At 73.3% G+C, this 25,762-nt stretch carries 21 protein-coding genes and 1 tRNA gene; 8 read left to right on the top strand and 14 right to left on the bottom strand.

The window, feature by feature from the left end; genetic code table 11:
• Positions 1 to 40 precede the first annotated feature (40 nt).
• Together ACFVHI_RS11245 and ACFVHI_RS11240 are read right to left on the bottom strand one after the other, a co-directional pair.
• Entirely contained in the window at positions 41 to 850 is an 810-nt protein-coding gene (locus tag ACFVHI_RS11245; RefSeq protein WP_079135891.1) for an enoyl-CoA hydratase/isomerase family protein, read from the bottom strand.
• A gap of 35 nt (positions 851 to 885) precedes the next feature.
• Positions 886 to 1,575: a TetR/AcrR family transcriptional regulator gene (locus tag ACFVHI_RS11240; RefSeq protein ID WP_063349404.1), complete on the bottom strand. Its 690-nt coding sequence runs from the start codon at positions 1,573 to 1,575 to the stop codon at positions 886 to 888.
• 175 nt (positions 1,576 to 1,750) lie between these two features.
• Between ACFVHI_RS11240 and ACFVHI_RS11235 the strand changes: the two genes are divergently transcribed.
• A complete protein-coding gene (locus tag ACFVHI_RS11235; RefSeq protein WP_380338003.1) occupies positions 1,751 to 3,217 on the top strand; it encodes an MFS transporter in 1,467 nt (488 codons plus the stop codon).
• A gap of 93 nt (positions 3,218 to 3,310) precedes the next feature.
• On the opposite strand, the gene ACFVHI_RS11230 is transcribed toward ACFVHI_RS11235, so the two are convergent.
• The gene (locus tag ACFVHI_RS11230; RefSeq protein ID WP_063349405.1) at positions 3,311 to 3,859 is read right to left on the bottom strand and encodes a GNAT family N-acetyltransferase; all 549 of its coding nucleotides are present in this window, start codon (positions 3,857 to 3,859) and stop codon (positions 3,311 to 3,313) included.
• A gap of 91 nt (positions 3,860 to 3,950) precedes the next feature.
• Between ACFVHI_RS11230 and ACFVHI_RS11225 the strand changes: the two genes are divergently transcribed.
• On the top strand, positions 3,951 to 4,568 hold the full coding sequence (locus ACFVHI_RS11225; protein WP_380338000.1) for a TetR/AcrR family transcriptional regulator: 618 nt from the start codon (positions 3,951 to 3,953) through the stop codon (positions 4,566 to 4,568).
• 341 nt (positions 4,569 to 4,909) lie between these two features.
• Here ACFVHI_RS11225 and ACFVHI_RS11220 read toward each other — a convergent pair.
• Positions 4,910 to 4,985 (bottom strand) — tRNA-Arg (locus ACFVHI_RS11220).
• A 643-nt stretch (positions 4,986 to 5,628) separates the two neighbouring features.
• Between ACFVHI_RS11220 and ACFVHI_RS11215 the strand changes: the two genes are divergently transcribed.
• The 5 genes from ACFVHI_RS11215 (at position 5,629) to ACFVHI_RS11195 (ending at position 11,245) form a co-directional block, all read left to right on the top strand.
• Complete coding sequence (locus ACFVHI_RS11215; protein ID WP_380338041.1) at positions 5,629 to 6,228, top strand: single-stranded DNA-binding protein; 600 nt, start codon at positions 5,629 to 5,631, stop codon at positions 6,226 to 6,228.
• 354 nt (positions 6,229 to 6,582) lie between these two features.
• Positions 6,583 to 8,088: a Cys-Gln thioester bond-forming surface protein gene (locus ACFVHI_RS11210; RefSeq protein WP_380337997.1), complete on the top strand. Its 1,506-nt coding sequence runs from the start codon at positions 6,583 to 6,585 to the stop codon at positions 8,086 to 8,088.
• A gap of 213 nt (positions 8,089 to 8,301) precedes the next feature.
• Positions 8,302 to 9,966: an energy-dependent translational throttle protein EttA gene (ettA, locus tag ACFVHI_RS11205; protein WP_079135893.1), complete on the top strand. Its 1,665-nt coding sequence runs from the start codon at positions 8,302 to 8,304 to the stop codon at positions 9,964 to 9,966.
• A gap of 109 nt (positions 9,967 to 10,075) precedes the next feature.
• Positions 10,076 to 10,519 (top strand): thioesterase family protein, encoded by a 444-nt coding sequence (locus tag ACFVHI_RS11200; RefSeq protein WP_063349408.1) that lies wholly within the window; start codon positions 10,076 to 10,078, stop codon positions 10,517 to 10,519.
• A gap of 33 nt (positions 10,520 to 10,552) precedes the next feature.
• Positions 10,553 to 11,245 carry a hypothetical protein gene (locus ACFVHI_RS11195; protein ID WP_380337993.1) on the top strand — a complete coding sequence of 231 codons (693 nt, stop codon included), beginning with the start codon at positions 10,553 to 10,555 and terminating at the stop codon, positions 11,243 to 11,245.
• Between the two features lie 10 nt (positions 11,246 to 11,255).
• Here the strand turns inward: ACFVHI_RS11195 and ACFVHI_RS11190 are convergent, their stop codons facing one another.
• The 10 genes from ACFVHI_RS11190 to ACFVHI_RS11145 form a co-directional block, all read right to left on the bottom strand.
• Positions 11,256 to 11,660, bottom strand: a complete 405-nt coding sequence (locus ACFVHI_RS11190) for a globin (RefSeq protein WP_063351424.1) — start codon at positions 11,658 to 11,660, stop codon at positions 11,256 to 11,258.
• Positions 11,661 to 11,758: 98 nt separating this feature from the next.
• Positions 11,759 to 12,907: an ABC transporter permease gene (locus ACFVHI_RS11185; RefSeq protein WP_380337990.1), complete on the bottom strand. Its 1,149-nt coding sequence runs from the start codon at positions 12,905 to 12,907 to the stop codon at positions 11,759 to 11,761.
• The gene (locus tag ACFVHI_RS11180; RefSeq protein WP_363376284.1) at positions 12,904 to 13,821 is read right to left on the bottom strand and encodes an ABC transporter ATP-binding protein; all 918 of its coding nucleotides are present in this window, start codon (positions 13,819 to 13,821) and stop codon (positions 12,904 to 12,906) included. The genes ACFVHI_RS11185 and ACFVHI_RS11180 overlap by 4 nt, the downstream gene beginning before the upstream one ends.
• Before the next feature lie 144 nt (positions 13,822 to 13,965).
• Positions 13,966 to 15,168 (bottom strand): FHA domain-containing protein, encoded by a 1,203-nt coding sequence (locus tag ACFVHI_RS11175; RefSeq protein ID WP_380337986.1) that lies wholly within the window; start codon positions 15,166 to 15,168, stop codon positions 13,966 to 13,968.
• Positions 15,169 to 15,241: 73 nt separating this feature from the next.
• On the bottom strand, positions 15,242 to 16,600 hold the full coding sequence (locus tag ACFVHI_RS11170; protein WP_063349411.1) for a VWA domain-containing protein: 1,359 nt from the start codon (positions 16,598 to 16,600) through the stop codon (positions 15,242 to 15,244).
• Positions 16,601 to 16,722: 122 nt separating this feature from the next.
• The gene (locus ACFVHI_RS11165; RefSeq protein WP_063349412.1) at positions 16,723 to 18,036 is read right to left on the bottom strand and encodes a protein phosphatase 2C domain-containing protein; all 1,314 of its coding nucleotides are present in this window, start codon (positions 18,034 to 18,036) and stop codon (positions 16,723 to 16,725) included.
• Positions 18,037 to 18,039: 3 nt separating this feature from the next.
• Positions 18,040 to 20,631, bottom strand: a complete 2,592-nt coding sequence (locus ACFVHI_RS11160; RefSeq protein WP_380337982.1) for a tetratricopeptide repeat protein — start codon at positions 20,629 to 20,631, stop codon at positions 18,040 to 18,042.
• Between the two features lie 5 nt (positions 20,632 to 20,636).
• Complete coding sequence (locus ACFVHI_RS11155; RefSeq protein WP_063349413.1) at positions 20,637 to 21,992, bottom strand: hypothetical protein; 1,356 nt, start codon at positions 21,990 to 21,992, stop codon at positions 20,637 to 20,639.
• Positions 21,993 to 22,184: 192 nt separating this feature from the next.
• Entirely contained in the window at positions 22,185 to 23,153 is a 969-nt protein-coding gene (locus ACFVHI_RS11150; protein WP_380337979.1) for a transporter substrate-binding domain-containing protein, read from the bottom strand.
• Positions 23,154 to 23,168: 15 nt separating this feature from the next.
• Positions 23,169 to 24,662, bottom strand: coding sequence for a hypothetical protein (locus ACFVHI_RS11145; protein WP_380337977.1), 1,494 nt, complete (start codon positions 24,660 to 24,662; stop codon positions 23,169 to 23,171).
• 417 nt (positions 24,663 to 25,079) lie between these two features.
• On the opposite strand from ACFVHI_RS11145, the gene ACFVHI_RS11140 reads away from it, so the two are divergent.
• Complete coding sequence (locus ACFVHI_RS11140) at positions 25,080 to 25,655, top strand: nucleosidase (RefSeq protein WP_244293463.1); 576 nt, start codon at positions 25,080 to 25,082, stop codon at positions 25,653 to 25,655.
• The last annotated feature ends 107 nt before the right edge of the window (positions 25,656 to 25,762 follow it).

Below are 25,762 nucleotides of genomic sequence, written 5' to 3'. Positions count from 1 at the left end.
CTGAGGCCCGGCCCCGGTCGGACCTGGTGCCCGGCCCCGGTCAGAACCGCGCCGGGCGGCCCTCCAGGAACGCGGCCAGCCCCTCGGGCACGTCCGAGGTCTCCCGGGAGCGGCGCTCCCAGGGCGCCAGCGCCTGCGCCGCCCGCTCCGCCGGGACGGCCAGCGCGGCCTTCACCGCACCGATGGTCTGGGCCGAGCGCCGGGTCAGCAGTCGGGCGAACTCCAGCGCGGCGGCGTCCAGTTCGGCGCCCGGTAGGACGCGCTCCGCCAGGCCCAGCGGCAGCGCGTCGCGGCCCGTCACCAACTCGCCGGAGAACAGCAGGTACTTGGCGCGGGCCGGGCCGACCAGCCGGGCCAGCCGTACGGTCGGCACCGCCGGGTAGACCACGCCGAGCTTGGCCGGGGTGATCCCCAGCCGGGCGTCCTCGGCGACGAACCGCAGGTCGCACGCGACGGCCAGCTGGCAGCCGCCGCCCACGCAGGCGCCCTGCACCACGGCGACGGTCGGGTGCGGGAAGGCCGCCAGTGCCTCCTCGGCGGCGACGTTGACCGCGTGGTAGGCGTCCGCGCGCTCCGGATCGCCGTACACCTCGGCGAGTTCGGCGATGTCCGCGCCCGCGCTGAAGGTGCCGCCGGCGCCGGTGACCAGCAGGGCGCGCACCCCCGGCTGCTCGGCGAGGCGCAGCAGCACCTTCGGCAGCGCCTGCCAGATCTCCAGGGTCACCGCGTTGCGCCGGTGCGGTCGGGCGAACTCCAGGACGGCGACGCCGTCCTCGCCGACGTACGCGTGCAGGCCCTCGGCGTGGGCGGGCAGGGCGGAGCGGTCCCGCGTGAGCAGCGGCTGGTCCATGCGCACCTCCGGGCGGTCGTGGTGCGCCCACTCTCTCAGGAGGCGACGGCGCAGTAGTCGCCGAGGCCGCCCTCGACCAGGGCGAAGGCGCGCGCGGCCCGGTCGAGGGCGGCGGGCAGGGCGGCCGCGGCGCGTTCGCCGGTCAGTATCCTGCGCTGGTTCTCGGTGGTCAGGGCCAGTCGGGCGGCCAGCAGTTGGGCGGCGGCGATCTGTGCGGTGAGCTCGTCGTGGGCCGGGTCCTGGGCGAGGAGTTCGGTGGTCAGCAGGCCCTGCGCGTGCCGGCCGAAGCCGGCGGTGGCGCGCATCGCCAGGGCCGGGGTGCGGTGGATCAGCCGGACCACGTCGAGCACGAGCGGTTCGTCGCTCAGCCCGGTGGCCGGGTCGTGCTGCTCCAGCGCGGCGAGGTACTGCTCGCGCAGCGCCGCCACCGCCGAGGTGCCGGGGGCGCGTTCGCGGACCACCCGGGCCGGCTCGTCGAGGTGCTGCTCCATGGGGGCCATGACCAGGTCTTCCTTGGTGGGGAAGTAGTTGAAGACGGTCATCTTGGACACCTCGGCGGCGGCCGCGATCTCGGCCACCGAGACCTGGTCGAAGTCCCGCTCGGCGAACAGCCCGATGGCGGTGCGCCAGATCCGGATGCCGGTCTGGATCTTCTTGCGCTCGCGCAGCGGGAGGGCGTCGAGGTCGCGGTCGTCGTCGGGGCTGAAGCCGGTGTGCGTCGCCATGGCTCGACTGTACCAGGATCAAAGATCGACCAGGATGAAGATTGAGCTGAGCTTAAGAATTGACCAGGTATAAAAAAACTGCCATGGTGAGGACGTGCCGCCGGCCGCACCGGCCCGGCCCGAACTCCACCGACCCTGGGGGGACTTACCGATGGCACCCGCTGCCCCTGCCTTGATGACACCGGCCCAGCGCAACCTGGGCATGCTGCTCTGCCTGGTCACGATCGTGCTGGCCGTGCTCGACATGAACATCGTGTCCGCGGCCACCGTGCCGATCGTCCGGGAGCTTGACCCCGTCCACGGCGTCGACCGGCTGCCCTGGCTGATCAGCTCGTTCGCCCTCGCCGCGACCGCGCTGCTGCCGCTCTACGGCAAGCTCTGCGACCTGTACGGCGCCAAACGCGTGCTGCTCGGCGCGGTCGGCACCTTCCTGGTCGGCTCGGCGCTCTGCGGGCTCGCGCAGTCGATGGGCCAGCTGATCGCCTTCCGGGCCCTCCAGGGCATCGGCGGCGGCGGGCTGATGAGCGTCACCATGGTGGTCGTCGCCCACCTCAAGGACCCGGCCGAGCGCGGCAGCGGCAAGGGCGGCGCGATGGGCGGGATCGTCGCGGGCATCGGGATGGCGGTCGGCCCGCTGATCGGGGCGCTGTTCACCGACCACCTCGGCTGGCGCTGGATCTTCTACATCAACCTGCCGCTCGGCCTGCTCGTCCTGGTCGGCACCGCCCTGGTGATCAAGCTGCCGCCGGCGGCCGGCCGCCGCAGCCTGGACTTCCTCGGCGCGGCCCTCGCCGCCGCCTTCGCGACCGGGCTGCTGCTGGTCACCGAGTGGGGCGGCAAGGACTACGCCTGGACCTCCCCGGTGATCCTCGGGCTCGTCGCCGCCACCCTGGCCGCGTTCGGCCTCTTCGTGTGGCGCCAGGCCACCGCCGCCGAGCCGGTGCTGCCGCTGTCGCTGTTCCGGATCAGCGTGGTGCGCCTCGGCTTCGCGATCCAGGGCCTGGTCGGGATGGGCATGACCGGCTCGATCGTCTACGTGATGCTCTACCTGCAGATCGCCCGCGGCGTCGACCCCACCTCGGCCAGCCTCTACCTGATCCCGATGGCGGGCGGGATGACGGCGGTCGGCCTGCTGGCCGGCCGGCTCACCGCCCGCGGCTACGCGGAGCGCACCTTCCTGGTGGCCGGCGCGGGCTGCGCGGCGATCGCCCTGCTCCTGCTCGGCCTCAACGGCCCGACCACCGGGCTGTGGGCGGTCTGCGGCGAACTCGTCCTGCTGGGCGTCGGGATGGGCCAGCTGATCGGCCAGCTGGTCACGGTGGTGCAGGAGTCCGTCCCCCGGCACCAGCTCGGCGTCGCGACCACCGGGATCCGCTTCTTCCAGACCCTCGGCAGCGCGCTCGGCGCGGCGCTCTTCGGCACCGTGCTGGCCCGGGTCTTCACGGACGGCGAGCCCGGCCTGCCGCTCGGCGCCGTCCGGACGCTCGGCGGCGCGGCCCGCGAGCACGCGCTGCGCAGCTTCACGGACGCCGTCGACGTGGTGTTCCTGTCGGCCGGCGGTCTGCTGGTGCTGGTCCTGCTGCTCGCGCTGCGGGTGCCCAGGGCGGTGGCGGCGGCGGAGCCGCCGGTGCTGGCGGCCTGAGGGGCCTGAGGGGTCTTGGGGGCCGGGGGCGACGGCCCGGGGTGCGGGGTCCGGTGGGACACGGGGGTGTCCACCGGGCCCCGCCGCGTCCGGTCAGGCCCCGGGCGTCCACTCCGGAGCCAGGATCGACCAGATCTGCTTGTCGTGGCGGACCCCGTTGTGCGGGTACCACTCGCGCAGGGTGCCGTCCAGGCTCATGCCGACCCGCTCGGCGACGGCCCGGCTGCGGGCGTTGCCGGCGGAGCACCACCACTCGGCGCGGTGCAGGCCGCGGGTGGTGAAGGCGTAGTCGAGCAGCACCCGGACGCCGGCGGTGATCAGCCCGCCGCCCTCGCCGGCCGGCTCGGTCCAGGCGCCGATCTCGCAGACGCCGCTCTGGGCGTTGAAGCTCACGAACATCACGCCGCCGACCAGCGTGCCGTCCCGCCAGATGCCGTAGATCCGGCCGCTGTCGGCGGCCTGCTGGTCGGCGTAGCGCTGGAGGGTGGCGCGGGCGGAGTCGAGGTCGGTGGAGCGGGTGGCCCAGGGGATCCACGGGTCGGTGTGGGCGCGGGCGCGGTCGATGTGGGCCAGGAACTCGGCCGCCTGCCACGGCTCCAGCGGGCGCAGTTCGGCGTTCTCGGCGAGCGGTACGGCAAACATGGGCTGGCCTTTCACGGGATGCACGGTCCACGGGATGCGCGGTGTGCTGGGAACCATACATAACAAACGTTTGGTATGTACGATGACCCCCATGACACCGGCCCGTGGAGACCATGACGCCCGCCGCCTGGAAGTGTCCGAGGGCGTGTGGCGGGTGCTCTCCAGCCGTGGCTTCGAGGGGCTGACCCTGCGCGCCGTGGCCACCGAACTGGGCGCCTCCACCGGCCTGTTGACGCACTACTTCCCCAACAAGCGGGCCCTGCTGAGCCACGCCCTGGACGAACTCGACCGGCGCTCCGGCTCCCGGCCCCGGCGCACCGCCCCCGCCGACGGCACCCCGCCGCCACCCCCCGGGCTGGCCCGACTGCGGGCCGCGCTGCTCGACGTCCTGCCGCTCGACGGGGCGGCGGCGGCCGGCAACCGGATCTGGGTCGGCTCCTGGGACGTCGCCCTGTCGGACCCCGCGCTCGCGGCCGCGCACGCGGGTCGCTACGCCCGCTCGCGCGAGGCCCTCGCGGTGCACGTCGCGGACGCCCAGCGGCTCGGGGAGCTCCCGGCCGGGGCTGACGCCGCCGCGCTCGCGACCGGTGCGCAGGCCTTCGCGCTCGGCCTGGTGGTGCAGGTGTTGTTCGCCCCGGCGGAGTTCCCGCCCGAGCGGCAGACCGCTCTGCTGGACGCCTACCTGGCCGGGCTCGCCACCGCCGGCTGACGCGCCACCGGCGACTGACGCGCCACCGGCGGCAGACTCGCCGCCATCGGCTGAGCGGCCGGCCGGGAACCCCACCGAGCGGCTCCCGGCCGGGTCGGTGGGGCGGATTGTCCCCGGAGCGTGATTCGCCCGGGATTTCGGTTGTTCGGGTCTTCTCCCGCATCCGATCCGCAGTGGGGGTCATCCGGAGCAGCCTGTTATCGCGGTGGCCATGACACGCATCGTCACGGGTTAGGTGCGGTGGGTGTACGCAATCAGGCGGTGTGCGGAGGGGATTTCCGGGAGCCCGCGACGGCCGGGCAATGCGGCCGCCGGCCTGGCGGCCTGCGGGAATGCCGAGGTGGTGCCCCCAGCAGGATTCGAACCTGCGACCTACCGCTTAGAAGGCGGGTGCTCTATCCGCTGAGCTATGGGGGCGGGACGGGCTGCGCCCGGGCGGGCGTGACCGTGGCCGGGTCGGACGACGAGCGCCGGGGGCGCGCGTGTCCGGCCCCGTACCGTGAGGGTGGGGGTGGGGGTCGGTGGGCCCTCGACCTGTCGGGGACAGGATAAGGGTGCCCAGTTCCTCGGCCGAGTGTGACGACACCGCCGTTGGTGTGTCGGTTCGGTGGAGCGGTCCGATAATCGCAGGTGAACGCCGTGAGTGCAGCGGTCTGGGAGTGTTCCGAGCCGGACGTTGTGCAGTCGTTACGGGGCTGCCGCCCCACCCGTTATGGATTCGGCACGGAGAATGTGTCGCCACCGGTGCGGGTGGGGGGCCGTATTCGGCTTCCTCCGGTCGGATGACGTGCGCGGACGGTCGGTCGGCGCTGTTCCGGGGCGTGTCGGTTGGGGGCGGCGAGCAGCCGGTTTGTTGTCATGGCCGCGATGAGATGGGCTCGAAGGGGTGCCGAAAGGCCGAAATTCACCCCTGCGAGTGACGTCGGTTTTCCGAGGCATCGAGTTGTCCACAGGATTTCAGAACTCTCTGGCGGGGATTTCCCGCGAAGCGCACTCTCAACGCGCACCGGTCGATTCCGTACGGTGCATCGGCGAGAACGGAGAGTGCACTGTGAACGAGATGCAGGTGACGATCGTCGGCATTGTCGCGACGGAGGTGAGCTACGGCGAAACGGGCAGCGGGGTGCCGATGGCCAAGTTCCGGCTCGGCTGCACCGAGCGCCGGTACGACCGGCAGCGCGAGTGCTGGGCGGACGGCGAGACGCAGTGGCTGACGGTGACGGCCTGGCGGGGGCTCGCGGTCAATCTGATCGGTTCGCTCGCCAAGGGGGATCCGGTGCTGGTGAGCGGTCGGCTGCGGCTGCGGGAGTGGGCCGACGGCGAGGTGAAGCGCACCGGGGCCGAGATCGACGCCCGATCGGTCGGACACGACCTCACCCGTGGTACCTCGGCGTTCCGTTGGGCGGCGGGGGTGCGCGGGCAGCCGTCGGGCGCCACCGGGCCGAGCGGGGCGCAGGCCGGGGCAGGGGTGGTGCCGGGGTGGATCGCCGACGCACTGGAGGCGCGGAAGGCCTTGGCGGTGGCCTCGGCGCCGCGCCCGCCGGAGCCCCCGCCGCCGGCGCGGCCGGTGTCGGACGGGGTGTCGGAGGCGGAGGTGGGGGAGCGGGGCAGGGTGGCCGAGGGGGAGCGGGGAGGTGGCGAGCAGGCTGCGCTGATCTGACGGGTCGATGACCTTAACTGTCGACAAATATGTTGATCGAGACTGTTGTTGCGCCCGCATGCGCAATCTCGCCCGGATAACGAAAAGTCGCGAGGAGATTCTGGCTGATCGTCAGCTTGTGTCGAAACTGAGGGGGTTGATAACGATCCAGATACGGAATCGTCCTGATTTCGCATGGGGGTTTCGGGGCCTGCGGGGCTCAATAGGATTCGTCTGGTTCATACCCGCAGCAGCGCCACAGGGGGCGCGCGCGGCACGGCAAGTCGGCGGGCTGTCCATCGGTGCGGCCCGGCCCCGGAGGGATCCCAGATGTTCCAGAGGCAGGTGCGGAGTCTCCCCCGCATAACCACTGTCATGCTCACGACCAGCCTGGTGTTGGGCGGGGGCCTGTTCGCGGCCGGTGCGGCGGCCGCGGCGGACACCCCGGGTGCGGGCGTCAAGGCCGTCCTCCAGAACACGATGGTGGGCGAGAAGATCGACGTCGAGGGCAAGGGGACCGTCGACGGCGGTCTGTTCACCCTCAAGACGTCCAACGGCGAGATCCAGACCTACTGCATCGACTTCGACAACCCGGTCTACCTGGACAGCGCCGCGAAGTACCAGGAGTCGGACTGGAAGTCGAGCTCCCTCGGCGGCAAGAACAAGGTCGAGGCGGCCTCCAAGATCCGCTGGATCCTGGAGAACTCCTACCCGCAGGTCAAGGACCTGACGGCGCTCGGCAAGACCGTCGGCGTCGACGGCCTGACCGCCGAGGACGCCGCCGCGGGCACCCAGGCCGCGATCTGGAAGTTCTCGGACAACAAGAACGCCACCCCGCGCAACGCCAAGGCCAAGAAGCTGCGCGACTACCTGCTCGGCGACGCCAACAAGGGCATCGCCGCCGAGCCCAACCCCTCGTTGACGCTCAACCCGGACTCCGTCTCCGGCAAGTCCGGCAACAAGCTCGGCCCCTTCACCCTCAAGTCCAGCGCCGCCGAGGTGAAGCTCACCGTCACCGGTGACGCCGCCGACAAGGTCAAGGTGGTGGACAAGGACGGCAAGCCGGTCGGCGCCACCCTGACCGGTCCGATCAAGGAGACCCAGCTGTTCCTGGACGTGCCGGCCGGCACCCCGGACGGCTCCGTCGCCCTGGCCGCCGCCGCCGACACCGTCGTGCCCAGCGGCCGGGTCTTCCTCAGCGAGGGCTACGACCCGAAGCGGCACAGCCAGAGCATGATCCTGGCCGGCTCCAGCAAGCTCAGCGTCTCCGCCGGCGCCAAGGCCACCTGGAAGCAGGGCCAGGGCGCGCTGGTCGACAGCACCGCCCAGGTCGAGTGCGAGAACAACGGCGTGCGCGTCACCGTCACCAACGGCGGTGACGAGGCCGCCACCGTCACGGTCAAGCCGGGCAAGCAGCTGACCGTCCAGCCGGGCAAGACCGAGAACGTGCTCGTCCCGGTCGCCGAGAAGGCCGCCTACGACATCAACGTCACCGGCCCGAACGGCTTCGCCAAGGAGTTCAAGGGCGTCCTGGACTGCAAGACCGGCGTGACCCCGCCGACCTCCGGCCCGTCGACCCCGGCCGCGAGCGGCACCCCGAGCGGCGCCCCGAGCACCGCCCCGAGCACCGTCCCGACCGGCACCCCGAGTGGCACCCCGAGCCAGGCCGGCACCCCGTCGGCCGGTGCCAGCACCGCCGCCGGCGCGCACCCGAGCCCGGCCGCGACCAACTCCGCCCCGGGCACCGGTGGCCTGGCCCAGACCGGTGCCAGTGACTCGACCCCGATCCTCGCCGCCGTCGCCGGTGGCCTGGTCCTGGCCGGTGGCGCCGCGGTCTTCGTCCTGCGCCGCCGTGGCCGCCACGGTCGCACCGCCGCCTGAACCGCCCCGCAGGCCCGGAGGCGCTGACCTCCTGAGGCCCTGACGGCACCCGGCCCGGCCCCCGCACCCGCTGCGGGGGCCGGGCCTTCGCCGTTCAACGCCGCGCTGCGGATACCCCCGTGGGGCACACCGGGCGTTCGGGGCCCCCGGCCGGGTGCGGCACAATGGAAGGCTGCAAGCCGAATACTCCCGACGACGCCGGAGCGATCTCACGTGGCGGAATACATCTACACGATGCGCAAGGTGCGCAAGGCGCACGGAGACAAGGTCATCCTTGACGACGTGACGCTCAGCTTCCTCCCCGGGGCGAAGATCGGCGTCGTGGGCCCCAACGGCGCGGGCAAGTCCACCGTGCTGAAGATGATGGCCGGCCTGGAGCACCCCTCCAACGGCGACGCCTTCCTCTCGCCCGGTTTCACCGTCGGCATGCTGCTCCAGGAGCCGCCGCTCGACGAGACCAAGACCGTCCTGGAGAACGTCGAGGACGGCGTCAAGGAGATCAAGGGGAAGCTCAACCGCTTCAACGAGATCGCCGAGCTGATGGCGACCGACTACTCGGACGCCCTGCTGGACGAGATGGGCAAGCTCCAGGAGGACCTGGACCACGCCAACGCGTGGGACCTGGAGGCCCAGCTGGAGCAGGCCATGGACGCCCTGGGCTGCCCGCCCGGCGACTGGCCGGTCACCAAGCTCTCCGGTGGCGAGAAGCGCCGCGTGGCGCTCTGCAAGCTGCTGCTGGAGTCCCCCGACCTGCTGCTGCTCGACGAGCCCACCAACCACCTGGACGCCGAGTCGGTGAACTGGCTGGAGCAGCACCTGGCCAAGTACCCCGGCACCGTCGTCGCCGTCACCCACGACCGGTACTTCCTGGACAACGTGGCCGGCTGGATCCTGGAGCTCGACCGCGGCCGCGCCATCGGCTACGAGGGCAACTACTCCACCTACCTGGAGTCCAAGCAGTCCCGCCTCAAGGTCGAGGGCCAGAAGGACGCCAAGCGCGCCAAGCGGCTCCGCGAGGAGCTGGAGTGGGTCCGCTCCAACGCCAAGGGCCGCCAGGCGAAGTCCAAGGCCCGTCTGGCCCGCTACGAGGAGATGGCGGCCGAGGCGGACAAGATGCGGAAGCTGGACTTCGAGGAGATCCAGATCCCGCCGGGCCCGCGTTTGGGCAGCATCGTCATCGAGGTGGAGAACCTCTCCAAGGCCTTCGGCGAGAAGATCCTGATCGACGACCTCAGCTTCACCCTGCCGCGCAACGGCATCGTCGGCATCATCGGCCCCAACGGCGCCGGCAAGACCACGCTGTTCAAGATGCTCCAGGACATGGAGACCCCGGACTCCGGTGTGGTCAAGGTCGGCGAGACCGTCAAGATCAGCTACGTCGACCAGAGCCGCGCCAACATCGACCCGAAGAAGACCCTCTGGGAGGTCGTCTCCGACGGTCTGGACTGGATCAACGTCGGCCAGGTCGAGATGCCGTCCCGCGCCTACGTGTCGGCCTTCGGCTTCAAGGGCCCGGACCAGCAGAAGCCGGCCGGTGTGCTGTCCGGTGGTGAGCGCAACCGCCTGAACCTGGCGCTCACCCTCAAGCAGGGCGGCAACCTGCTGCTCCTCGACGAGCCCACCAACGACCTCGACGTCGAGACGCTCTCCTCGCTGGAGAACGCCCTGCTGGAGTTCCCCGGCTGCGCCGTGGTCATCTCCCACGACCGCTGGTTCCTGGACCGGGTGGCCACCCACATCCTCGCCTACGAGGGCGAGAGCAAGTGGTTCTGGTTCGAGGGCAACTTCGAGTCGTACGAGAAGAACAAGATCGAGCGGCTCGGCGCCGACGCGGCCCGCCCGCACCGGGCCACGTACAAGAAGCTGACCCGCGGCTGACACCCAGCCGTCACGGCGGCCCGGCAGACTGCCCCTCGGGGCGGCCTGCCGGCCGCCGGCCCGCCGCCACCGCACGGCGGCGGGCGACCGGACGTCGAGGAGAACACCTGTGGCCCGCCACATCTACGCCTGCCCGCTGCGCTGGTCCGACATGGACGCGTTCGGCCACGTCAACAACGTGGTCTTCCTGCGCTACCTGGAGGAGGCCCGGATCGACTTCATGTTCACCCAGGCCGCCGAGGCCGGGGCGGGGGAGTTCGCGGGCGGCTCGGTGGTGGCCCGCCACGAGATCGACTACAAGCGTCCGCTGGTGCACCGGCCGGAGCCGGTCACCGTCGAGACCCGGGTGACCCGCATCGGCGGCGCCTCGCTGACCGTGTCCTACGAGATCAAGGACGTCGCCGAGGACGGCACCGAGACGGTGTACGTCCAGGCGTCCACCGTGGTCGTGCCCTACGACCTGGCGGAGGGCCGGCCGCGCCGGATCTCGCCCGTGGAGCGGGAGTTCCTGTCCCGCTTCATGGACGAGGAGCCCGCCGTAGTCGCCGCCTGAGCACCCACCTCCGACGATTCGAGCTGACCCGCGTTGACCATCACCGCCCGCCTCGCCCTCACCGACGCCGGGGAGGCCGCCGACCTCTCCGCGTTCCTGCTGCGCCTGCTGCGCTTCGACAAGGCGGCGGCCGTCCGGTTGCAGGCGGTGGCCCCGGCCGGGGAGGACGGCGTGCTGGCGGTCTTCGGCCGGCTGCCGCTGGGCGGTTCGGGCGCGCTGGCGATCCGCACCGCCCGGCTGACCGGGCCGGCCGAGCCGACCGATCTGACGGTCTCGGCGGGCCAGTTGCTGGACGGCGTGGACGCCGGGACGGGTGCCGTCGCGCTGCCCGCCCCGGTGACTGGACCGGCCTGGGCCGGGCTGCTGCCGCCGCGCACCGGCTGGCGGCCGGTCGGGGCGCCGCCGGCGGCCGAGGTGTACCCCGAACTGATGGCCGGGGTGCGGGAGTTCCGTGAGCGCAGCGAGGCCGTCCCGGCGCACCACCGCGGCCGTGCGGTGCTGGACGCGCTGGCCGACGAGATCTGGTCCCGCCCGGTGTCCGTGCTGCCGGAGCTGCCGCTGCGGGCGGTGCACGCGGCGTACGTGATCGGCTTCCTGAAGCCCGGGGCGCCGCTCACCGTGCACCGGGCGGGCGGCTGGCTGCGGCTGAGCGCCCCGGCCGGTTCGGTGGCGGTCCGGACAGTGGCCGCACCCGGCGCGGGGCTGGGGCTCAGCCCGCTCCGGTAACCGGAGGGGATCAGCCCGGGGTGTTGATCATCGAGGCGGCGGCGTAGGTGAGGTAGTCCCAGAGCTGCCGCTCGGCCTCGGCGGGCAGGGCCAGGTCGTCCACGGCCGCCCGCATGTTCCTGAGCCAGGCGTCGTGCGCGGCGCGGTCGACCTTGAACGGCACGTGCCGCATCCGCAGCCGGGGGTGGCCGCGCTGCTCGCTGTAGGTGCGCGGGCCGCCCCAGTACTGCATCAGGAACAGGGTCATCCGCTCCTCGGCCGGGCCAAGGTCCTCCTCGGGGTACATCGGCCGGAGCAACTCGTCCTCGGCGATGCCCTGGTAGAACCGGTGGACCAGTCGCCGGAAGGTCGGTTCGCCGCCGACCTGGTCGAAGAAGGTCTCCTCGCTGAACGTTCCTCGCCGGATCTCTTTCACCCGACCATGGTCGCAGACGCCGACGGGGTCGTACACCGGGACCAAAGGCGTACGACCCCGCAGGGCGTGTGTCGGGGCTCAGGCGACCGGGGCGGCGGTCACACGTCCTCCCACTTGAACAGCTTCCAGGAGATGCCGGTCAGCACGGCCGCGAAGAGCAGCAGTCCGCCCATGGTGGGCAGGGCGTCCATGACGCCGCCGCCGCGGGTCAGTACCGACTGGGCGGCCGTCACCAGGTAGCGCAGCGGCATGACCTTGGAGATGGTCTCCAGCCAGCCGGGCGCGCTGTCCAGCGGGATGAACGCGCCGGACAGGAAGGACATCGGCAGCACGATGATCTGCGAGATGCCGTTGGCCGCCTCCTCGGTCTTGGCGACCGAACCGGCCAGCAGGCCGATCGACATGAAGGCGAGCGTCGCGCAGGCCACCAGCGGGATGACCAGCCACCAGTTGCCGGTGAGCTTGAGCCCGAAGAAGTTGGTGGCGACCGTCAGGAAGACGGTGGTCTGGAGGAGCGAGGTCAGCAGCGAGACCAGGATCCTGGAGCTGATGACCGTGCCCGCACTCACCGGGGCCAGCCGCAGCCGGCGCAGCACCTTGCTCTTGCGCCACCCGACCAGGGTCAGTGCGGCACCGAACACCGCGCCGGTGGCGACGGCCCAGCCGAGCAGGCCGGGGGTGAGGAACTGGATCGGCTTGAGCGACTGGTCTTCGACCTGCTGGGCGTCCAGCACGTAGGCCGGCTTCTGGCCGGTGGCGGCCTGGTTGGCGCTCTGGACCACCGAGTTGACGATGCCCCGGAGCGCGCCGGCGCGGACGGTGTCGGCGGCGCTGAAGCGCAGCTCGACCTTGCCGTCCGGACCCTGCTCGATCATCGCGTCGAAGTCGCCCTTGCGGACCTTCTCCAGCGTGGCGGCCGCGTCGTCGGTCCTGGTGATGGTGAGGACCTTGTCCAGGTCGACCCGGCCCTCGCCCTGGATCGAGTCGAACAGCTTCACCGCCCCGACCTGCGCCACCTTGGCGTGCGGGCTGCTGGAGCCCTTGCCCACGGTGCCGAAGAACACCAGGAACACCAGCGGGAAGAGCAGGATGAAGAAGGTCGCGGTGCGGTCGCGCTTCATGCCGAGCAGCATCGCGCGGGACAGGCTCCAGAACGCGCTGACCCGCTCCCGCTCGGCGCTCGCGCCGCCGCTCGGACCGTCGCTCCGGGCGGGGGTCTTCGGCTCGGTGGACGTGCTGGCGGTCATGCGCGGTACTCCCGTCCGGTCAGCTGGAGGAAGACGTCCTCCAGGGTGGCGCCGCGCACTTCGAGGCCGCGCAGCGCGTTCTGCTCGGCCAGGACGCTCAGGACCGGGGCCGGGAGGCGGGTGGAGACGGAGAGCGAGACGCTGTCGTCCTCCAGGGCGGCGATGTCGGCGCCGGCCGCGGTGAGCAGGTCCCGGGCGCGCTCGACGGACAGCTGGCCGGACGCGACGCTGATCCGGACGGTGTCGTCGATCTCGCGGATCAGCGTCGCCGGGGCGCCGGTGTGCAGGATCTTCCCGTGGTCCATGATCGAGACCCGGTCGCAGAGCACCTCGGCCTCGTCCAGGTAGTGGGTGGTGAGGACGACCGTGCGGCCCTCGCCGTTGATGTCCCGCAGGAGGTCCCAGAGGTTGCGCCGGGCCTGCGGGTCGAGGCCGGTGGTGGGCTCGTCCAGGAAGACGATCTCCGGGTCGTGGGCCAGCGCGCAGGCGATCGACAGGCGCTGCGCCTGACCGCCCGACATCTGGTCGGTCATGACGTCGGCCTTGTCGGTCAGGCCGACCCGCTCCAGCATCGCGTCGGCCCGCTTGGGGCCGACCCCGTAGAACGACGCGAAGGTGCGGATGGTCTCCCGGGCCGTCAGTTTCCGGAAGAAGGCGGAGGCCTGGAACTGCACGCCGATGCGCGGCAGCAGTTTCGGATTGCGCGGCCAGGGAGCCATCCCCAGCAGCTCGACCCGGCCCTCGTCCGGCTTGCGGACGCCTTCCAGGATCTCCATCGTGGTGGTCTTCCCGGCGCCGTTGGGGCCCAGGATTCCGTAAAATTCGCCGGCCTCGACGGTGAGGGACACCCCGTCGACGGCCTGCACGTCCCCGTACCGCTGACGGATGCCGTCGGCGGATATAGCTGCAGTCATGTGGCCTGAGCCTAGGGCTTGCGGAGGGCCCTGTGCACGTCGGCGACGACGAAATTTGTGGATTGTCCGAGGGATCGGGAACAAGCCGGGCCGGGCGGAAGTTGAATTCCACCCGGCCCGGCCGGAGTTGTTGCCGACGGTCTTTCAGGCGCGGTGCACCGTGATCGTCGTCCAGGCGCCGATGTGGATCCGGTCGCCGTCGTTCAGCGGCACGGCGGTGTGCGGGGCGATCGGCTCCGCGCCGCCGTTCACGGTGGTGCCGTTGGTCGAGTCCTGGTCCACCAGGACCCAGCTGCCGTCCGCCTGTTCGGCGAGCAGCGCGTGCTGGTGCGAGGCGCCCGGGTCCTCCGGCGGCACCGACAGGTCGATCTCCGGCACGGTGCCGCGGTGCTGGCTGCGCCGCCCGATCCGCAGCTGGCCGCGGCCGGTCAGCGGGATGCGCCGCTCGGGGCAGTACGGCGGGAAGAACAGCCCGGCCGCCTCGGGACCGCTGCGGGCCATCATCTCGGTGAAGTACTCGCGGTCGGCCGAGACCACCGCGATCCAGTTGGTCCGGAGCGGCTCCGCGGGGGCCGCCGCCGGCTGTGGCTGCTGAGGCTGTGGCTGCTGCTGATGCGGCGGGGCGAGGTGGAACGAGGTGCCGAAGTCGCCGCCGCGGTTGTTGGGGCCGGGGGGCTCGGCGTACACCGGGCCGGAGTCCTCGCGGACGGGGGCCTCGGGGAACGCCCCCTCCGGCGCGGGTCCCTCCGGCCCGTTGGCGGGCAGGGAGGGAGGGTAGCCGTAGGTGTGCGCGGGCGCGGCGGCCTGCTGCGGGTGCTGGGTGTGCTGCGGCTGTGGCTGCTGCGGGACGGGCGGGCCGTACGGCGGTTGGCCGTACGGCGGCTGGGCGGCCGGCGCGCCGCCGTACGCCGCCGGGATGTTCAGCGGCTGCTGCGCCTGGCGGCGCGAGGGGGTGGAGAGCTCGTAGTCGTACCCGCACTCCTCGCAGAACCGTCCGGTCTGCGGGCTGCGGCAGATCGGGCAGACCGTCAGGCCCTCGGTCAGGTTGGGGTAGCCCTGGGCCGGTGGCGGCGGCATCGCGCCGGGCTGTGGCGGGACGTTCCCCGGCGGCACCGGCGGAGGCGACGGCGGCGCGCCGTAGGGCGTACCGCGGTGGTCCGGGTGCTGGGACTGCTCGAACGAGCCGGGCGCCTCGGGCGCCGGGTGGGAGCCGTACGCCCCCGGGTGGGCCCCGTGGGCTCCCGGGTGGGCTCCGGGCGGCGGCGGGGCCGGCGGAGTCATCGGGAAGCCGCAGAAGTCGCACCAGTCCTCGGCCTGCGACTCGTGGCCCCTCGGGCAGATCGGCATCAGTTCCCCCTCACATCGAGCCGGCTTGGGGCGGCGTCGCACCGGGTCGTCGGCCCGGTCACGTCTTCAGCGGTCACTTCTTCACACGCACCGTCTTGGTCGACCGGGTCTCAAGGGTCATCGAGTCGGCCTCGCTCACGTTCTTACGGAACCGAACCGTACCCTCCTTCGGGTCCACCACGTCCACCACCTTCTGCAGCAGTTTGTAGGTGCCCTCGTTGCCGGTCGCGTGCGCGATCCGGACGGCGGCGCCCAGCTTGGAGGTGGCGGTGTCGACGTCCCCGGCCCGGTGGGCCTCCAGACCCTCCTGGATGGAGGAGGCCAGCTCGGCCTGCCCGGTGTAGTGGGCGACCTGCGGGCTGATCCGGGTGGAGGAGGCCAGGTCGTCGGTCCACACCGCCTTGACCAGGCCCTGGGAGAGCACCTCCGGGGTGCCGCTGCCGACCTGCGGGGGCAGCACCAGGCTGATCCGCGCGGCGAGCATCTCGTTGCCGATGGAGGCGGCCGGGACCTCGACGCAGACGTGGTAGTCGCGGCTCTCGTCGCCCCAGGAGCCGGTGGGGTAGTCGCCGGCCCGGGGGCCGGCCTCGGCGCGCCGGGCGGTGAGGTCCTCGACCGCGGGGGCGACCTGCTTGACGAACTTGACCGCGGCGTTGGCCGGGGTCCAGATCCGCAGCGCGACGTCGGCGACCTGCTTGCCCATGGCGCCGGCCATCATCGAGCGGAAGTCCTCGGCCAGGCCGGAGGGTTCGGCGACGATGTCGACGGTGCCGAGCAGCGCCGAGGAGATCTTGCGCAGCTCGTCGATCCGCCAGTCGGTGCCGACGCCGCGGCAGTCGGCGGTGAAGTGGCCGGTGACCCGCTCGATGGCGCGTTCCAGGTCGACCGCCGACTCGTGCTCGTTGTTGCCGTCGGTGAGCAGGACGGCGTGCCGGATGGCGATGTCGCGGCGGGTCAGGAAGAGCTTGTCGGCCTTGGCCAGCCAGGTGCCCATCGCGGTGCCGCCGGCGGCGGTGAGGCGGCGCAGGGACTCCTTGGCGTGGCCGCGGGTGGTGGCGGAGGCGGTGGCGAGGGTGCCGTCGCCGGGGTAGATGTCGCGGGCCTCGTGGGTGCCGGCGACCACGGCGAAGGCGGTGCCGTCGCGCAGCGCGTCGATGGCGGCGGCGGTGGCCTCGCGGGCGCCGTTGATCTTGGTCTTGGGGTAGTCCATCGAGCCCGAGCAGTCCACCAGGATCACCACGGCCGCGGCGGTGTCGGCGCTCTGCGGGCCGCCCGCGTCGGCGATGCCGAGCGGGCGGCCGCCGGAGGTGCCGCCGCCGGTCGCGGTGACCGTGACGATGGCGTTGACCTCGCGGGCGCCGTCGGCAAGGTACTCGTTCTGGAAGATCTCCACGTCGAACCTGGGCAGGTTCGGCTTCGCCAGTGTTGCCATGGGCCGGTGGCTCCCGTCGGAAGGGTCGTCGGTACGGATCGGTCGGTGGGGGCCGGCCGCGTCGGGGGCGGGCCGGTGGACCGGGTGGCCGCCGGGGTCGGCCCCGGGCGGGCGGCGTCCGGTCAGGCCGTCGGCGGGTGCGGCGGCTGCGGGGGGACGGCGGGTGCGGTCGGCGGTGCGGGCGGTGCCGGCGGGGCGGTGGGGGGCAGCGGGGCGGCGGGGGAGCCGATCACCGGGAGGTCCGGCAGGGTCGGCTCGTAGTCCTCGTCCTCCTCGGCGGCCCTCCTGGCACCCGCCGCGGTGATCAGCGGCAGGTCGAGCGCGGTGGCGGTCCGGGGGTCGTCCTCGTCCTCGCCCTGGTCCTCGGCACCGGCACCGGCGCCCGCGGCCGGCGGGTCGATCGGCAGGACGGCGACGGTGATGTTGTCGTGGCCGCCGGCGGCGACCGCGAACTTCACCAGGGTCTGCGCCGCCGCGAGCGGTTCGGTGCGGGCGTCCGGCCGGACGTAGTACGCCAGGTCGGTGGCGGCCTCGGCGTAGTTCCACAGTCCGTCGGTGCAGATCAGCAGCACCCCGGGGACGTGCGGCGTGAAGTCGAGGGTGTGCGGGACGACCTCCTCGGCGTCGGCGCCGAGCCACCCGGTGATCGCGTGGGCGCGCGGGTCGGCGTACGCCTCGGCCTCGCTCATCAGTCCGGCCTCGACCATCCGGGCCGCCCAGGAGTCGTCCTGGGTGAGCCGGAAGGGCTCGGCGCCGGCGCGGTCGTCCGGGATCCAGTAGGCGCGGGTGTCGCCGACCCAGCCGATGGTGATCCGGCCGCCGGAGGCTATGGCGCTGACGTAGGTGCAGGCGGGTGCGTTGACGTCGGGCCGGGTGGGCCCGGGGCCGGCCTGGGCGAGGTCGGCGACGGCCCCGGCGGCGTCGGCGATGGCCTGGCGCATGGCGGCGGTGGGTTCGCGGCCCGCCTCCAGGGCGCTCAGCAGCGACTCGGAGGCGGCGTCGACGGCGGTCTCGGAGGCCTCGTCCGGCCGGTCGGAGGAGGAGACGCCGTCGCAGACCACGGCGACCACGACGGGCTCGCCGCCGGGCAGCGAGGTGGCGGCGATGGTGAAGGAGTCCTCGTTGCGGTGGTGGCGCAGGCCGCGGTCGCTGACCCCGGCGACGCCCGCGAGGGACTTCTCCATGTGGTCGCGCGGGCGCGGCTGGGCGCCGCCGCAGGCCTCGCAGTAGCCGTCCGCGGTGACCTGCGGCAGCCCGCAGTGCGCGCAGACCGGCCCGTGCTGGGGCGGGGCGCCCTCGGCCCGGGCGGCGGCCCAGTTCGCGGGCATCGCGCCCGGGGCGGCCCGGCCGTCCCGGCTGGCGCCGCAGGCGCCGCAGTAGGCGTCCTCCGGCTCCAGCGGTTCGGAACAGCTCGGGCACACGGTCTGCTGCGGCATCGGCTACACCCACGTCCTGGGGCGGGCGCGGTTGGCCCGCTCCACCATTTCGATCCTGGTCTCGGCCCGGTCGGCCAACCGGGCGAGTACCCGGTAGGACTGTTCCAGGGCGAAGCGCAGTTCCCGCTCCACCGCAGGTCGTCCCAGGACCGTGGTGCCGCCGCCCTGCTGGGCGCCGGTCGAGCCCGCGGTGACCCAGCCGAGGGCGGCGCCGAGCAGTTCGACGGCCAGTTCCTCGCGGCGGCGGTCGTCCAGGCGCAGCGCGGTCAGCTGGTCGGAGCTGGCGCCGAGGTCGGCGGCGAGCGGGTCGGTGGCGGGCCGTTCGCGCAGCCGGGCGCGGACGGCCGCGATCCGGGCGGCGGTGTACTGGTTGGAGGTGGCCGGGACGGACTCCAGGACGCGGACGGCGCCGGGCCGGTCGTCCTCGGCGAGCCGGACCCGGGCGAGCCCGAAGGCGGCGCTGAGGTAGGCCGGGTCGGTGGTCCAGACGAGTCGGTAGAACTCGGCGGCGTCGCCGCCGTCGCCGAGGAGTTCGGCGCAGATGGCGAGGGCCAGCTTGGGGGCGGCCTCGCCGGGGAAGGCGTCGTAGACCGCGTCGAAGGCCTCGGCGGCGGCGCGCAGCCCGGCCTCGTCGGGCGAAGCCGGGCCGTCCGGGCCGTCCGGGCCGCCTGCGGCGCCGACCAGGGCGACCGAGCTGCCAGGGCTGTCCGGCCCGTCCGGCCCGTGCACGGCGCCGACCAGGGCGACCAGGCCGCGGTACCAGACGACCCGCCAGTCGTCCGGGTACTCCCGCTCCAGGGCGGCGAGGGCCTCCTCGGCGGCGTCGCGGCGGCCGAGTTCGAGGTGGGCGCGCAGTTCGCGCAGCCGCCGTTCGATGGAGAGGGCGGGCGCGCCGGCCAGGGCGGCGAGCGCCTCCTCGGGGTCGGTGGCGAGCAGGGTGGCGAGGAAGCCGGCGTTGGGGTCGCCGGGGTCGACGCGCGGGACGGGCAGCGCGAGGGCGGCGGCGGCCGGGTCGAGGGCGGTCACCAGGAGCTGTCCGGGCTGCTCGGTGGGCATGACCAACTCGGTGTCCACGACGCGTAGTTCGGGGCCGAAGAGGGTGGACAGGGCGGGCCGGGCCCGGCCGTCCTGGAGGGCGAGTATCTCGCGCAGCACGCCGGTGAGCTGGTCGGCCATCTCGTCGGCGGAGGAGAACCGGCGGGCCGGGTCCGGGTCGGTGGCGCGGACCAGGAAGCGGTAGTACGACTCGTAGCGGGCGAAGACCTCGACGTCCTCGGGGCCGGGCAGGGTGTCCCGGTAGGTGGTGCTGTAGCCCTGGAAGTCGAAGGTGAGCACTGCGAGGGTGCGGGCCACGGTGTAGAGGTCGGAGGCGGGGGAGGGGCCGTGGGTGGCGATCTCGGGGGCCTGGTAGCCGACGGTGCCGTAGATCGGGCCGTCGTGGTCGAGGCGGCAGACGGCGCCCATGTCGATGATCTTGAGCGCGTCGCCGCTCTGGATCACGTTGTCGATCTTGAAGTCGCAGTAGATCAGGCCCCGGCTGTGCAGGTACCCGAGTGCGGGCAGCGCCTCCAGCGCGTACGCGATCGCCTGCTCGACGGGCAGCGGCTCGCGCCGGCCGTCCGGGGTGCGGCGGTCGTTGGCGATGTCCTTGAGCGACTTGCCGCCGACGTACTCCATCACGATGTAGCCGTCGGTGGAGCCGGAGCCCAGGTCCAGGTGCTCGGCGAAGTTGATGATCCGGACGATGTTCGGGTGGTCCACCTCGGCCAGGAAGCGGCGCTCGGCGACGGCCACGGCGAGCGCGTCCTCGTCCCCGGTGTCCAGCAGGCCCTTCAGGACCACCCACTTGTCGTTGACCCGCCGGTCGATCGCCAGGTAGATCCAGCCGAGGCCGCCGTGCGCCAGGCAGCCCACCACCTCGTACTGCCCGCCGACCAGGTCGCCGCGGCGCAGCTTGGGCGTGAACGAGTACGGCGTGCCGCACTTGGTGCAGAAGCCGTCCGGCCGGCCCGGCCGGCCGTTCTTCTCCCGGCCCACCGGGGTCTCGCACTTGGAGCAGAACCGCTTGCGCTCCGGGACCTCCGGGTTCTCCAGCACCGCCAGCGACGGGTCGGCCGTCTCGACGGTCGGCACCGTCACCAGGCCGGCGCCCAGCCGGTTACGGGTGCCCGCGCTGACGCTGCCGCGGGTGCTGCGCACCGAGACCGAGCGGCTGCTGCCGGTGCGGGTCGAGCGGTGCGAGCGGGAGCGGCCGGACATCGAGCGGGCCGAGCCGGTGCGGGTCGAGCGGATCGAGCCGCTGCGCGCCGAGTCGGTGGAGACCCGGGAGGACGGGACGTAGGGCTGGGTGACGCCGGTGTCGCCGCCGGGCGGGGTGAGGCCGCACTCGTCGCAGTAGCCGTCGGTGTCGATGGCGCCTGAACAGTCCCGGGGGCAGGGCGCGCCGGGGCCGGCAGCCGGCGGGGCGCCGGTGGCCGCCGTAGAAGCTGCCACGGTGCCGCCGCCCGCCGGGGCGAGCCCGCACTCGTCGCAGTAGCCGTCCGCGTCGATCCTGCCGTTGCCGGAGCACTCCGGCCGTACGCACGTCCCGCCCATCAACCTCAGCCCCCCTGGACCTGTCCGTCGACCGGCGTCTGGCCGGTCGTCTCCTGTGCGGCCTCGGCCTGCGCCGGCCGCAGCGACTGCTGGAAGCGGGCCACCGCGGCGGCCGCCGCCCGCAGGTCGCAGGGCGCGCTCCACAGCAGCCAGCGCGCCTTCTCGTACCGCTCGATCACTTCCGGGTCCTCGGAGACCCGCAGCCGGGCGGCCATCGCCTTGTAGGCGTCCAGCCGGCCGCGCAGTTCGGCGCGGACGGCCAGCGGCTGGGTCACCTCGGTGAGCGACTGCCGGGCCCGGGCCAGCTCCTTGGCGGCGGCGTCCTCCAGCGTGTCCAGCAGCGGCGCCAGCCGGCCCCACTGCCCGCCCTGGCGCAACTCCAGTGCCGTCACGATCCGTTCGCGCAGCGCCGAGGCCGGCCCGGGCACCGCCGGGACGTCGCTGGAGGCTATCTTCGCCAGCACCTCGCCGCGCGCCCGGCGGGCCTCGGCCAGGGTGGCGTCGGCCCGTTGGAGCAGGTCGCCGACGCCCTGGAGGCGCTCCTCGGCGTCGTCGCGCAGCCGCAGCAGGTTCTCCAGTTCCACCCGGACGCCGTCCAGCGCCCGCCCGGCCCGGTCGAACCGCTCGGTGTCCACCACCCCGGCGGGGGTGGCGAAGGCGCCGCCCTCCGGCACGGTGCCGCGCTGGGCGGGCACCCGGGCCGGGCGCCACAGCGCCAGCGGGTCCTCGCGCACCTCGGCGCGCAGCCCGGTGAGGTCGGCGTCCAGCCCGGCCAGGTCGTCGGCGAGCGGGTGGCCGCCGGCCCGCACGCCGAGCGAGGCGGCGAGGTTGCCCACCCGGTGGAGTTCGGCCAGCAGCAGGTCGATCCGGGCCGGCAGCGCCGACCAGACCGCGTCGGCGGCGCTGACCACCTCCAGCACGGTGGCGTACCAGGAGTTCATCCGGGTCATCAGCGCGTCCAGGCTGATCCGCTCGACCAGCCGGGCGGGCGCGCCGAGCAGTTGCGGGCCGTCCGGCAGCGCGCCGCCGGGGACGGTCACCGCGTCGCCGGTGAGCAGTTCGCTCAGCTCGGCGAGTTCGGGCGCGCCGGGCTTGGCCTTGCGGGCCCGTACCGCGCGCGCCGAGGCCAGTGCCTCCGCGTAGCGGTCGAACAGGGCCCAGAGCAGTGGCAGGCCCTTCCCGGCGACGGACCAGCGCTCCAGCGTGCGTCCGGTCAGTTCGGCGCCGTCGAGCAGCCGCAGGCCCGGATGGTCCTGGAGGGCGAGCAGCGCGGACTCGACCGCGTCCCGCTCCGCGCCGAGGCGCGCCAGCGCGCGGTCCACCTCCTCCCGGTTCAGTACCGGGCCAGCCGAAGCCGCCAACGCCGTGTCCTTCCTTCCTCGCGTGCGATCCCGACGTACCTGACGTGCGATCCCACGACAACCCCCGTGCCCACCACCGGTCTCCCCGTGGTGATCGTCCCGAACCCTAGCCGGTGGCCGTTCGGGCGGAGCGGGCGGTGGGCGTCAAGACCGCGTCAACGGCCTGCTGACGCGCGTGCGCCGCCCGGTGCGTCAGCGGGCCGGCCAGTACAGGCCGGGGTCCTTGGAGTTCTCGGGCAGATAGGGCTGGACCCACCGCTCGAACGACTTCTGCCAGCCCTTGTCCTTGTCCGCGTAGTAGTCGGAGATCACCTGGTTGACCCGGGCGGTGAGGTCGGTGCTGTTCTGGCGCATCGCGACACCGATCGTCTCCGGCTGTTCGAAGCCGTCCACCACCTTCACCGTCTGGTCCTGCGCGGCCTGGCCGACCGCCAGTTCGTCGTCGGTCATGGTGGCGTCGACCTTGCCGAGCTGCATGCGGACCAGGCAGTCGAGCTGGTTGGTCACCAGGACGAGCTGCTTGGCGGTCTTCTTGGCGTTCAGCACGTCCTTGGCCACCGAGCCGTCCGCGGCGCAGACCGTCTTGCCGCCGATCGCCTCGTCGAGGTTCTTGACCGTGGACGACCGGGGCACCAGGACCCGCTGCTTGATATTGAAGTACGACCGGGAGAAGGCGACCTTCTTCAGGTTGGCGCAGCTGATCGTCATGGTGCGGACGATCAGGTCGACCTGGTTGCCCGTGAGGGCGTCGGCCCGGCCGGCGGTCGACACCGGCTTGAGCACCACCTTGGCCGGATTGCCCATGATGGCCACGCCGATCGTCCTCGCGAGGTCGATGTCGAAGCCTTCGAGCTCACCGGTGTTCGGGTTGCGGGCGCCCCAGCGGTAGCTGTTCTGGTCCACGCCGATGATCAGGGTGTCCTTGGCCTTGATGGCCTTCACCGCCGGGCCGTCCACGGTGCTCGGCGGCACGGTGCTGGTCAGGTCGCAGGACTCGGCCTGGTCCTGCCCGGCCTGTTCCTGCCCGGTCGACCGGACGGCCTGCGGTGCGCCCGTGGCGGCCGCGGCGCCGGACGGCCCGCCCCCGCCGAGCACGGCCGCGCCGGCGGCCAGCAGCGCCAGCACGGTGGCCGGCCTGGTGCCTGCGGTTCTCCTGCGCATGTGTCCGTTCCCCCTCTACCGGTACTCGGCCAGTCGGCGGCCCAGGCCGCGCAGCGCGGCGGCCGCGGCCACCACGCCGAGCAGCGCGGCCGCGAGGGCGGCGAGCCGGAGGTCGCCCTCGGTGTCCTTGGCGGAGCGCTTGAAGTGCTCCTGTTCGGTGGTGGCGGCCTGGTCGAGCGCCTTGTCGGTGGCCTTGAAGGCGCCGTCCGCGGTGTTCGCCTCGGCGGCCGGGTCCGCCGTCACGGTCGCCTGCAGTGCGCCCTGGTAGTCGGCCTGCTGGGTCTCCATGGCGTATGCCGCGTCGTGCCGGGTGCGCCACGTCTCGTACTGCCGGTCGGCCTCGCCGATCTGCTGCCGGGCGTCCGCGGGGGCCAGGTCGAGGGCCTGGCGCAGCGAGCCGGAGTGCTGCCCCATCGGGACGTTCGCGGGCTCGCCCCCGGCGAGCTGCTGGGTGATCGCCTTCCACTGGTCCGCGTACGCGGTGGTGGAGCCGCGGGCGACGAGGTTCAGGTTCTCCGCCAGCCGGGCGGAAAGCACCTGCACCCGGGCGGTGTTGAGCGCCCGCAGCGGCTGCGCGCCCTGCTTCCAGCTCTGCTGGAGCGCGGCGTTGGTGGTCAGGCCGGTGACGGCCAGCCAGAGCGCCCCGGCCAGGACGGCGGCGGTGGCCCCGAGCAGGCCGGGGTTGAACACCCGGTTGGTGCGGCGGAACAGCGTCACCTGCACCCAGACCAGCGCGCCGAGGGCGAGCACCCCCAGGCCGTACGCGGCCCACGGGCTGGACTTCGCCTCGGCGTAGTCCTTGTCCAGCTCGTCGTTCTCGATGGCGGTCAGCTCGGCGGCGCGCTGCAGCAGGGTGCCCTGCATCTGCTCGGAGGCGTACCGCAGGTAGGCGCCGCCGAGCGGCAGGCCCAGCCGGTTGTTCGCCCGCGCGGTCTCCACCAGGCCGGCGTAGACGGGGAGTTGCTTGTTCAGCTCGGTGAGCTTCTGGTAGGCGGGGGAGCCGACGGTGGTCTGCGCGGCGGCCTTGGTGATCAGGCCGGTGGCCGAGGCCAGATCGCCCTCGTAGTCGCGGCGCACGGCCTCCGTCTCCTCCCCGGCGAGCAGGAAGCGGGTGGCCGCGGTGGTGTCGGCGTGGGCCAGCAGGCGGTGGATGTCGGCTGCGTCCTTGCTCAGCGGCTGGCTGTGCTGGACCACCCGGTTGGCGGCCTCCGCCTTGGTCTCCAACTGCCAGGCGGTCAGCGCGCCGGAGGCCACCGTCAGCACCGCGAGCACCGCCCCGGCCAGCCGCAGCCGGCCCGGCGCCGTCCGGGTGGCGTTCGCCAGCCGGGCCCGCAGGCCGGACAGGCCGCGCGGCGCGGGCCCGGCCGACGGCCGCCGGGCGGGCGCGGCGCCGGGTCTGGACGCCGGGACGCCCCGGACGCCCGGCACGGCCGGTGCCGTGCCCGGCGGGCCGCTCGGCCGTGCCGGGACCACGGCGCCCGGTGCGCCGTTACCTACTGGTGTTGCCACCCGCCTCATCCTCCCCAGGGGCCGGGCCCGCTGTCCGGGGCCCGGCCGATGCCAGCAGTATGGCCGTGACTCCCCCTGGCCACACCCGAATTGCGCCGATCTTGAGCTTGCCCTGCACGTGCGGCGCACGCCTCCCGCGCGCCCCCGGGGCCCCGCTGCCCGGCGGCCGGCGGTGAACCGTCCGACGCGGGATGCACCCTATGCGGTTCCTCCGACGGGCCGGAGCGGCGAGGTCCGGTTGCGGCGGCGGCACGCGGCGAGTCGAGGACGGACCCCGGTCCGATCGCGGCGTCGGCGCGCAGGGAGTCGAGGCCGGACCCCGGGGCCGGCTGCGGGGGCGATCCCGCCGTGACGCCACCGTTCCCGGCGCGGTCGGTGCACCTGGTTTCGGCGGACACCCTCCGTACGATGGGCAGCATGCGCCTGCTTGGAACGATCACGCCCGACCGCCCGCTGCTCGTCGTCGCCGTGCGCGAGGAAGCCGCCCACCTCGACGACCGGCTGCCCGTCCTGCTCACCGGAATAGGGAAGATCAACGCCACCGCCGCGCTGGCCACCGTCCTCGCCCAGGGCGAGAAGCCGTCCGAGGTGATCAACCTCGGCACGGCCGGCGCGCTGCGCCCCGGCTGGGAGGGCACCCACCACGTCGTCCAGGTCATCCAGCACGACCTCGACACCCCGGCCCTGCTGGCGCTCACCGGCCGCAGCTACGGCGCCCCGCTGGTGGTCGGCAAGGGCGACGGCCCGGTGCTGGCCACCGGCGACCTCTTCGTCTCCGACCCGGCGGCCCGCGACCGGCTCGCCGAGCACGCCGACCTGGTCGACATGGAGGGCTACGCCGTCGCCGCCGTCGCCCACCGCTTCGGGGTGCCGGTGCGCCTGGTCAAGCACGTCAGTGACGAGGCCGGCGAGGGCGCGAGCCACACCTGGCGCGAGTCGGTCGACGCGTGCGCCCGCCACCTCGCCGACTGGGTCGTCGCACAGGGCTGGTGACGGCGCGTCCCGAGGACGTGCGGCGCCGACCGGCGCGGGCGGGTGAGAGGGCGGCCGGCCTCCCTCTCGCCCGCCGCGTTCAGTCGCGGAACCTCGCCCGCCACGTT

It is taken from the genome of Kitasatospora sp. NPDC127121 (genome assembly GCF_042677305.1).
Taxonomy (GTDB): Bacteria; Actinomycetota; Actinomycetes; order Streptomycetales; family Streptomycetaceae; genus Kitasatospora.
The sequence above is the reverse complement of the archived record's forward strand: the minus strand, read 5'-3'. Positions and strand labels throughout refer to the sequence as shown.

Coding starts and splice junctions, on each gene's coding strand:
- ACFVHI_RS11245 (WP_079135891.1), bottom strand. CDS start 850: ATGGACCAGCCGCTGCTCACGCGGGACCGCTCCGCCCTGCCCGCCCAC.
- ACFVHI_RS11240 (WP_063349404.1), bottom strand. CDS start 1,575: ATGGCGACGCACACCGGCTTCAGCCCCGACGACGACCGCGACCTCGAC.
- ACFVHI_RS11235 (WP_380338003.1), top strand. CDS start 1,751: ATGACACCGGCCCAGCGCAACCTGGGCATGCTGCTCTGCCTGGTCACG.
- ACFVHI_RS11230 (WP_063349405.1), bottom strand. CDS start 3,859: ATGTTTGCCGTACCGCTCGCCGAGAACGCCGAACTGCGCCCGCTGGAG.
- ACFVHI_RS11225 (WP_380338000.1), top strand. CDS start 3,951: ATGACACCGGCCCGTGGAGACCATGACGCCCGCCGCCTGGAAGTGTCC.
- ACFVHI_RS11215 (WP_380338041.1), top strand. CDS start 5,629: ATGCAGGTGACGATCGTCGGCATTGTCGCGACGGAGGTGAGCTACGGC.
- ACFVHI_RS11210 (WP_380337997.1), top strand. CDS start 6,583: ATGCTCACGACCAGCCTGGTGTTGGGCGGGGGCCTGTTCGCGGCCGGT.
- ACFVHI_RS11185 (WP_380337990.1), bottom strand. CDS start 12,907: ATGACCGCCAGCACGTCCACCGAGCCGAAGACCCCCGCCCGGAGCGAC.
- ACFVHI_RS11180 (WP_363376284.1), bottom strand. CDS start 13,821: ATGACTGCAGCTATATCCGCCGACGGCATCCGTCAGCGGTACGGGGAC.
- ACFVHI_RS11175 (WP_380337986.1), bottom strand. CDS start 15,168: ATGCCGATCTGCCCGAGGGGCCACGAGTCGCAGGCCGAGGACTGGTGC.
- ACFVHI_RS11170 (WP_063349411.1), bottom strand. CDS start 16,600: ATGGCAACACTGGCGAAGCCGAACCTGCCCAGGTTCGACGTGGAGATC.
- ACFVHI_RS11165 (WP_063349412.1), bottom strand. CDS start 18,036: ATGCCGCAGCAGACCGTGTGCCCGAGCTGTTCCGAACCGCTGGAGCCG.
- ACFVHI_RS11160 (WP_380337982.1), bottom strand. CDS start 20,631: ATGGGCGGGACGTGCGTACGGCCGGAGTGCTCCGGCAACGGCAGGATC.
- ACFVHI_RS11150 (WP_380337979.1), bottom strand. CDS start 23,153: ATGCGCAGGAGAACCGCAGGCACCAGGCCGGCCACCGTGCTGGCGCTG.
- ACFVHI_RS11140 (WP_244293463.1), top strand. CDS start 25,080: ATGCGCCTGCTTGGAACGATCACGCCCGACCGCCCGCTGCTCGTCGTC.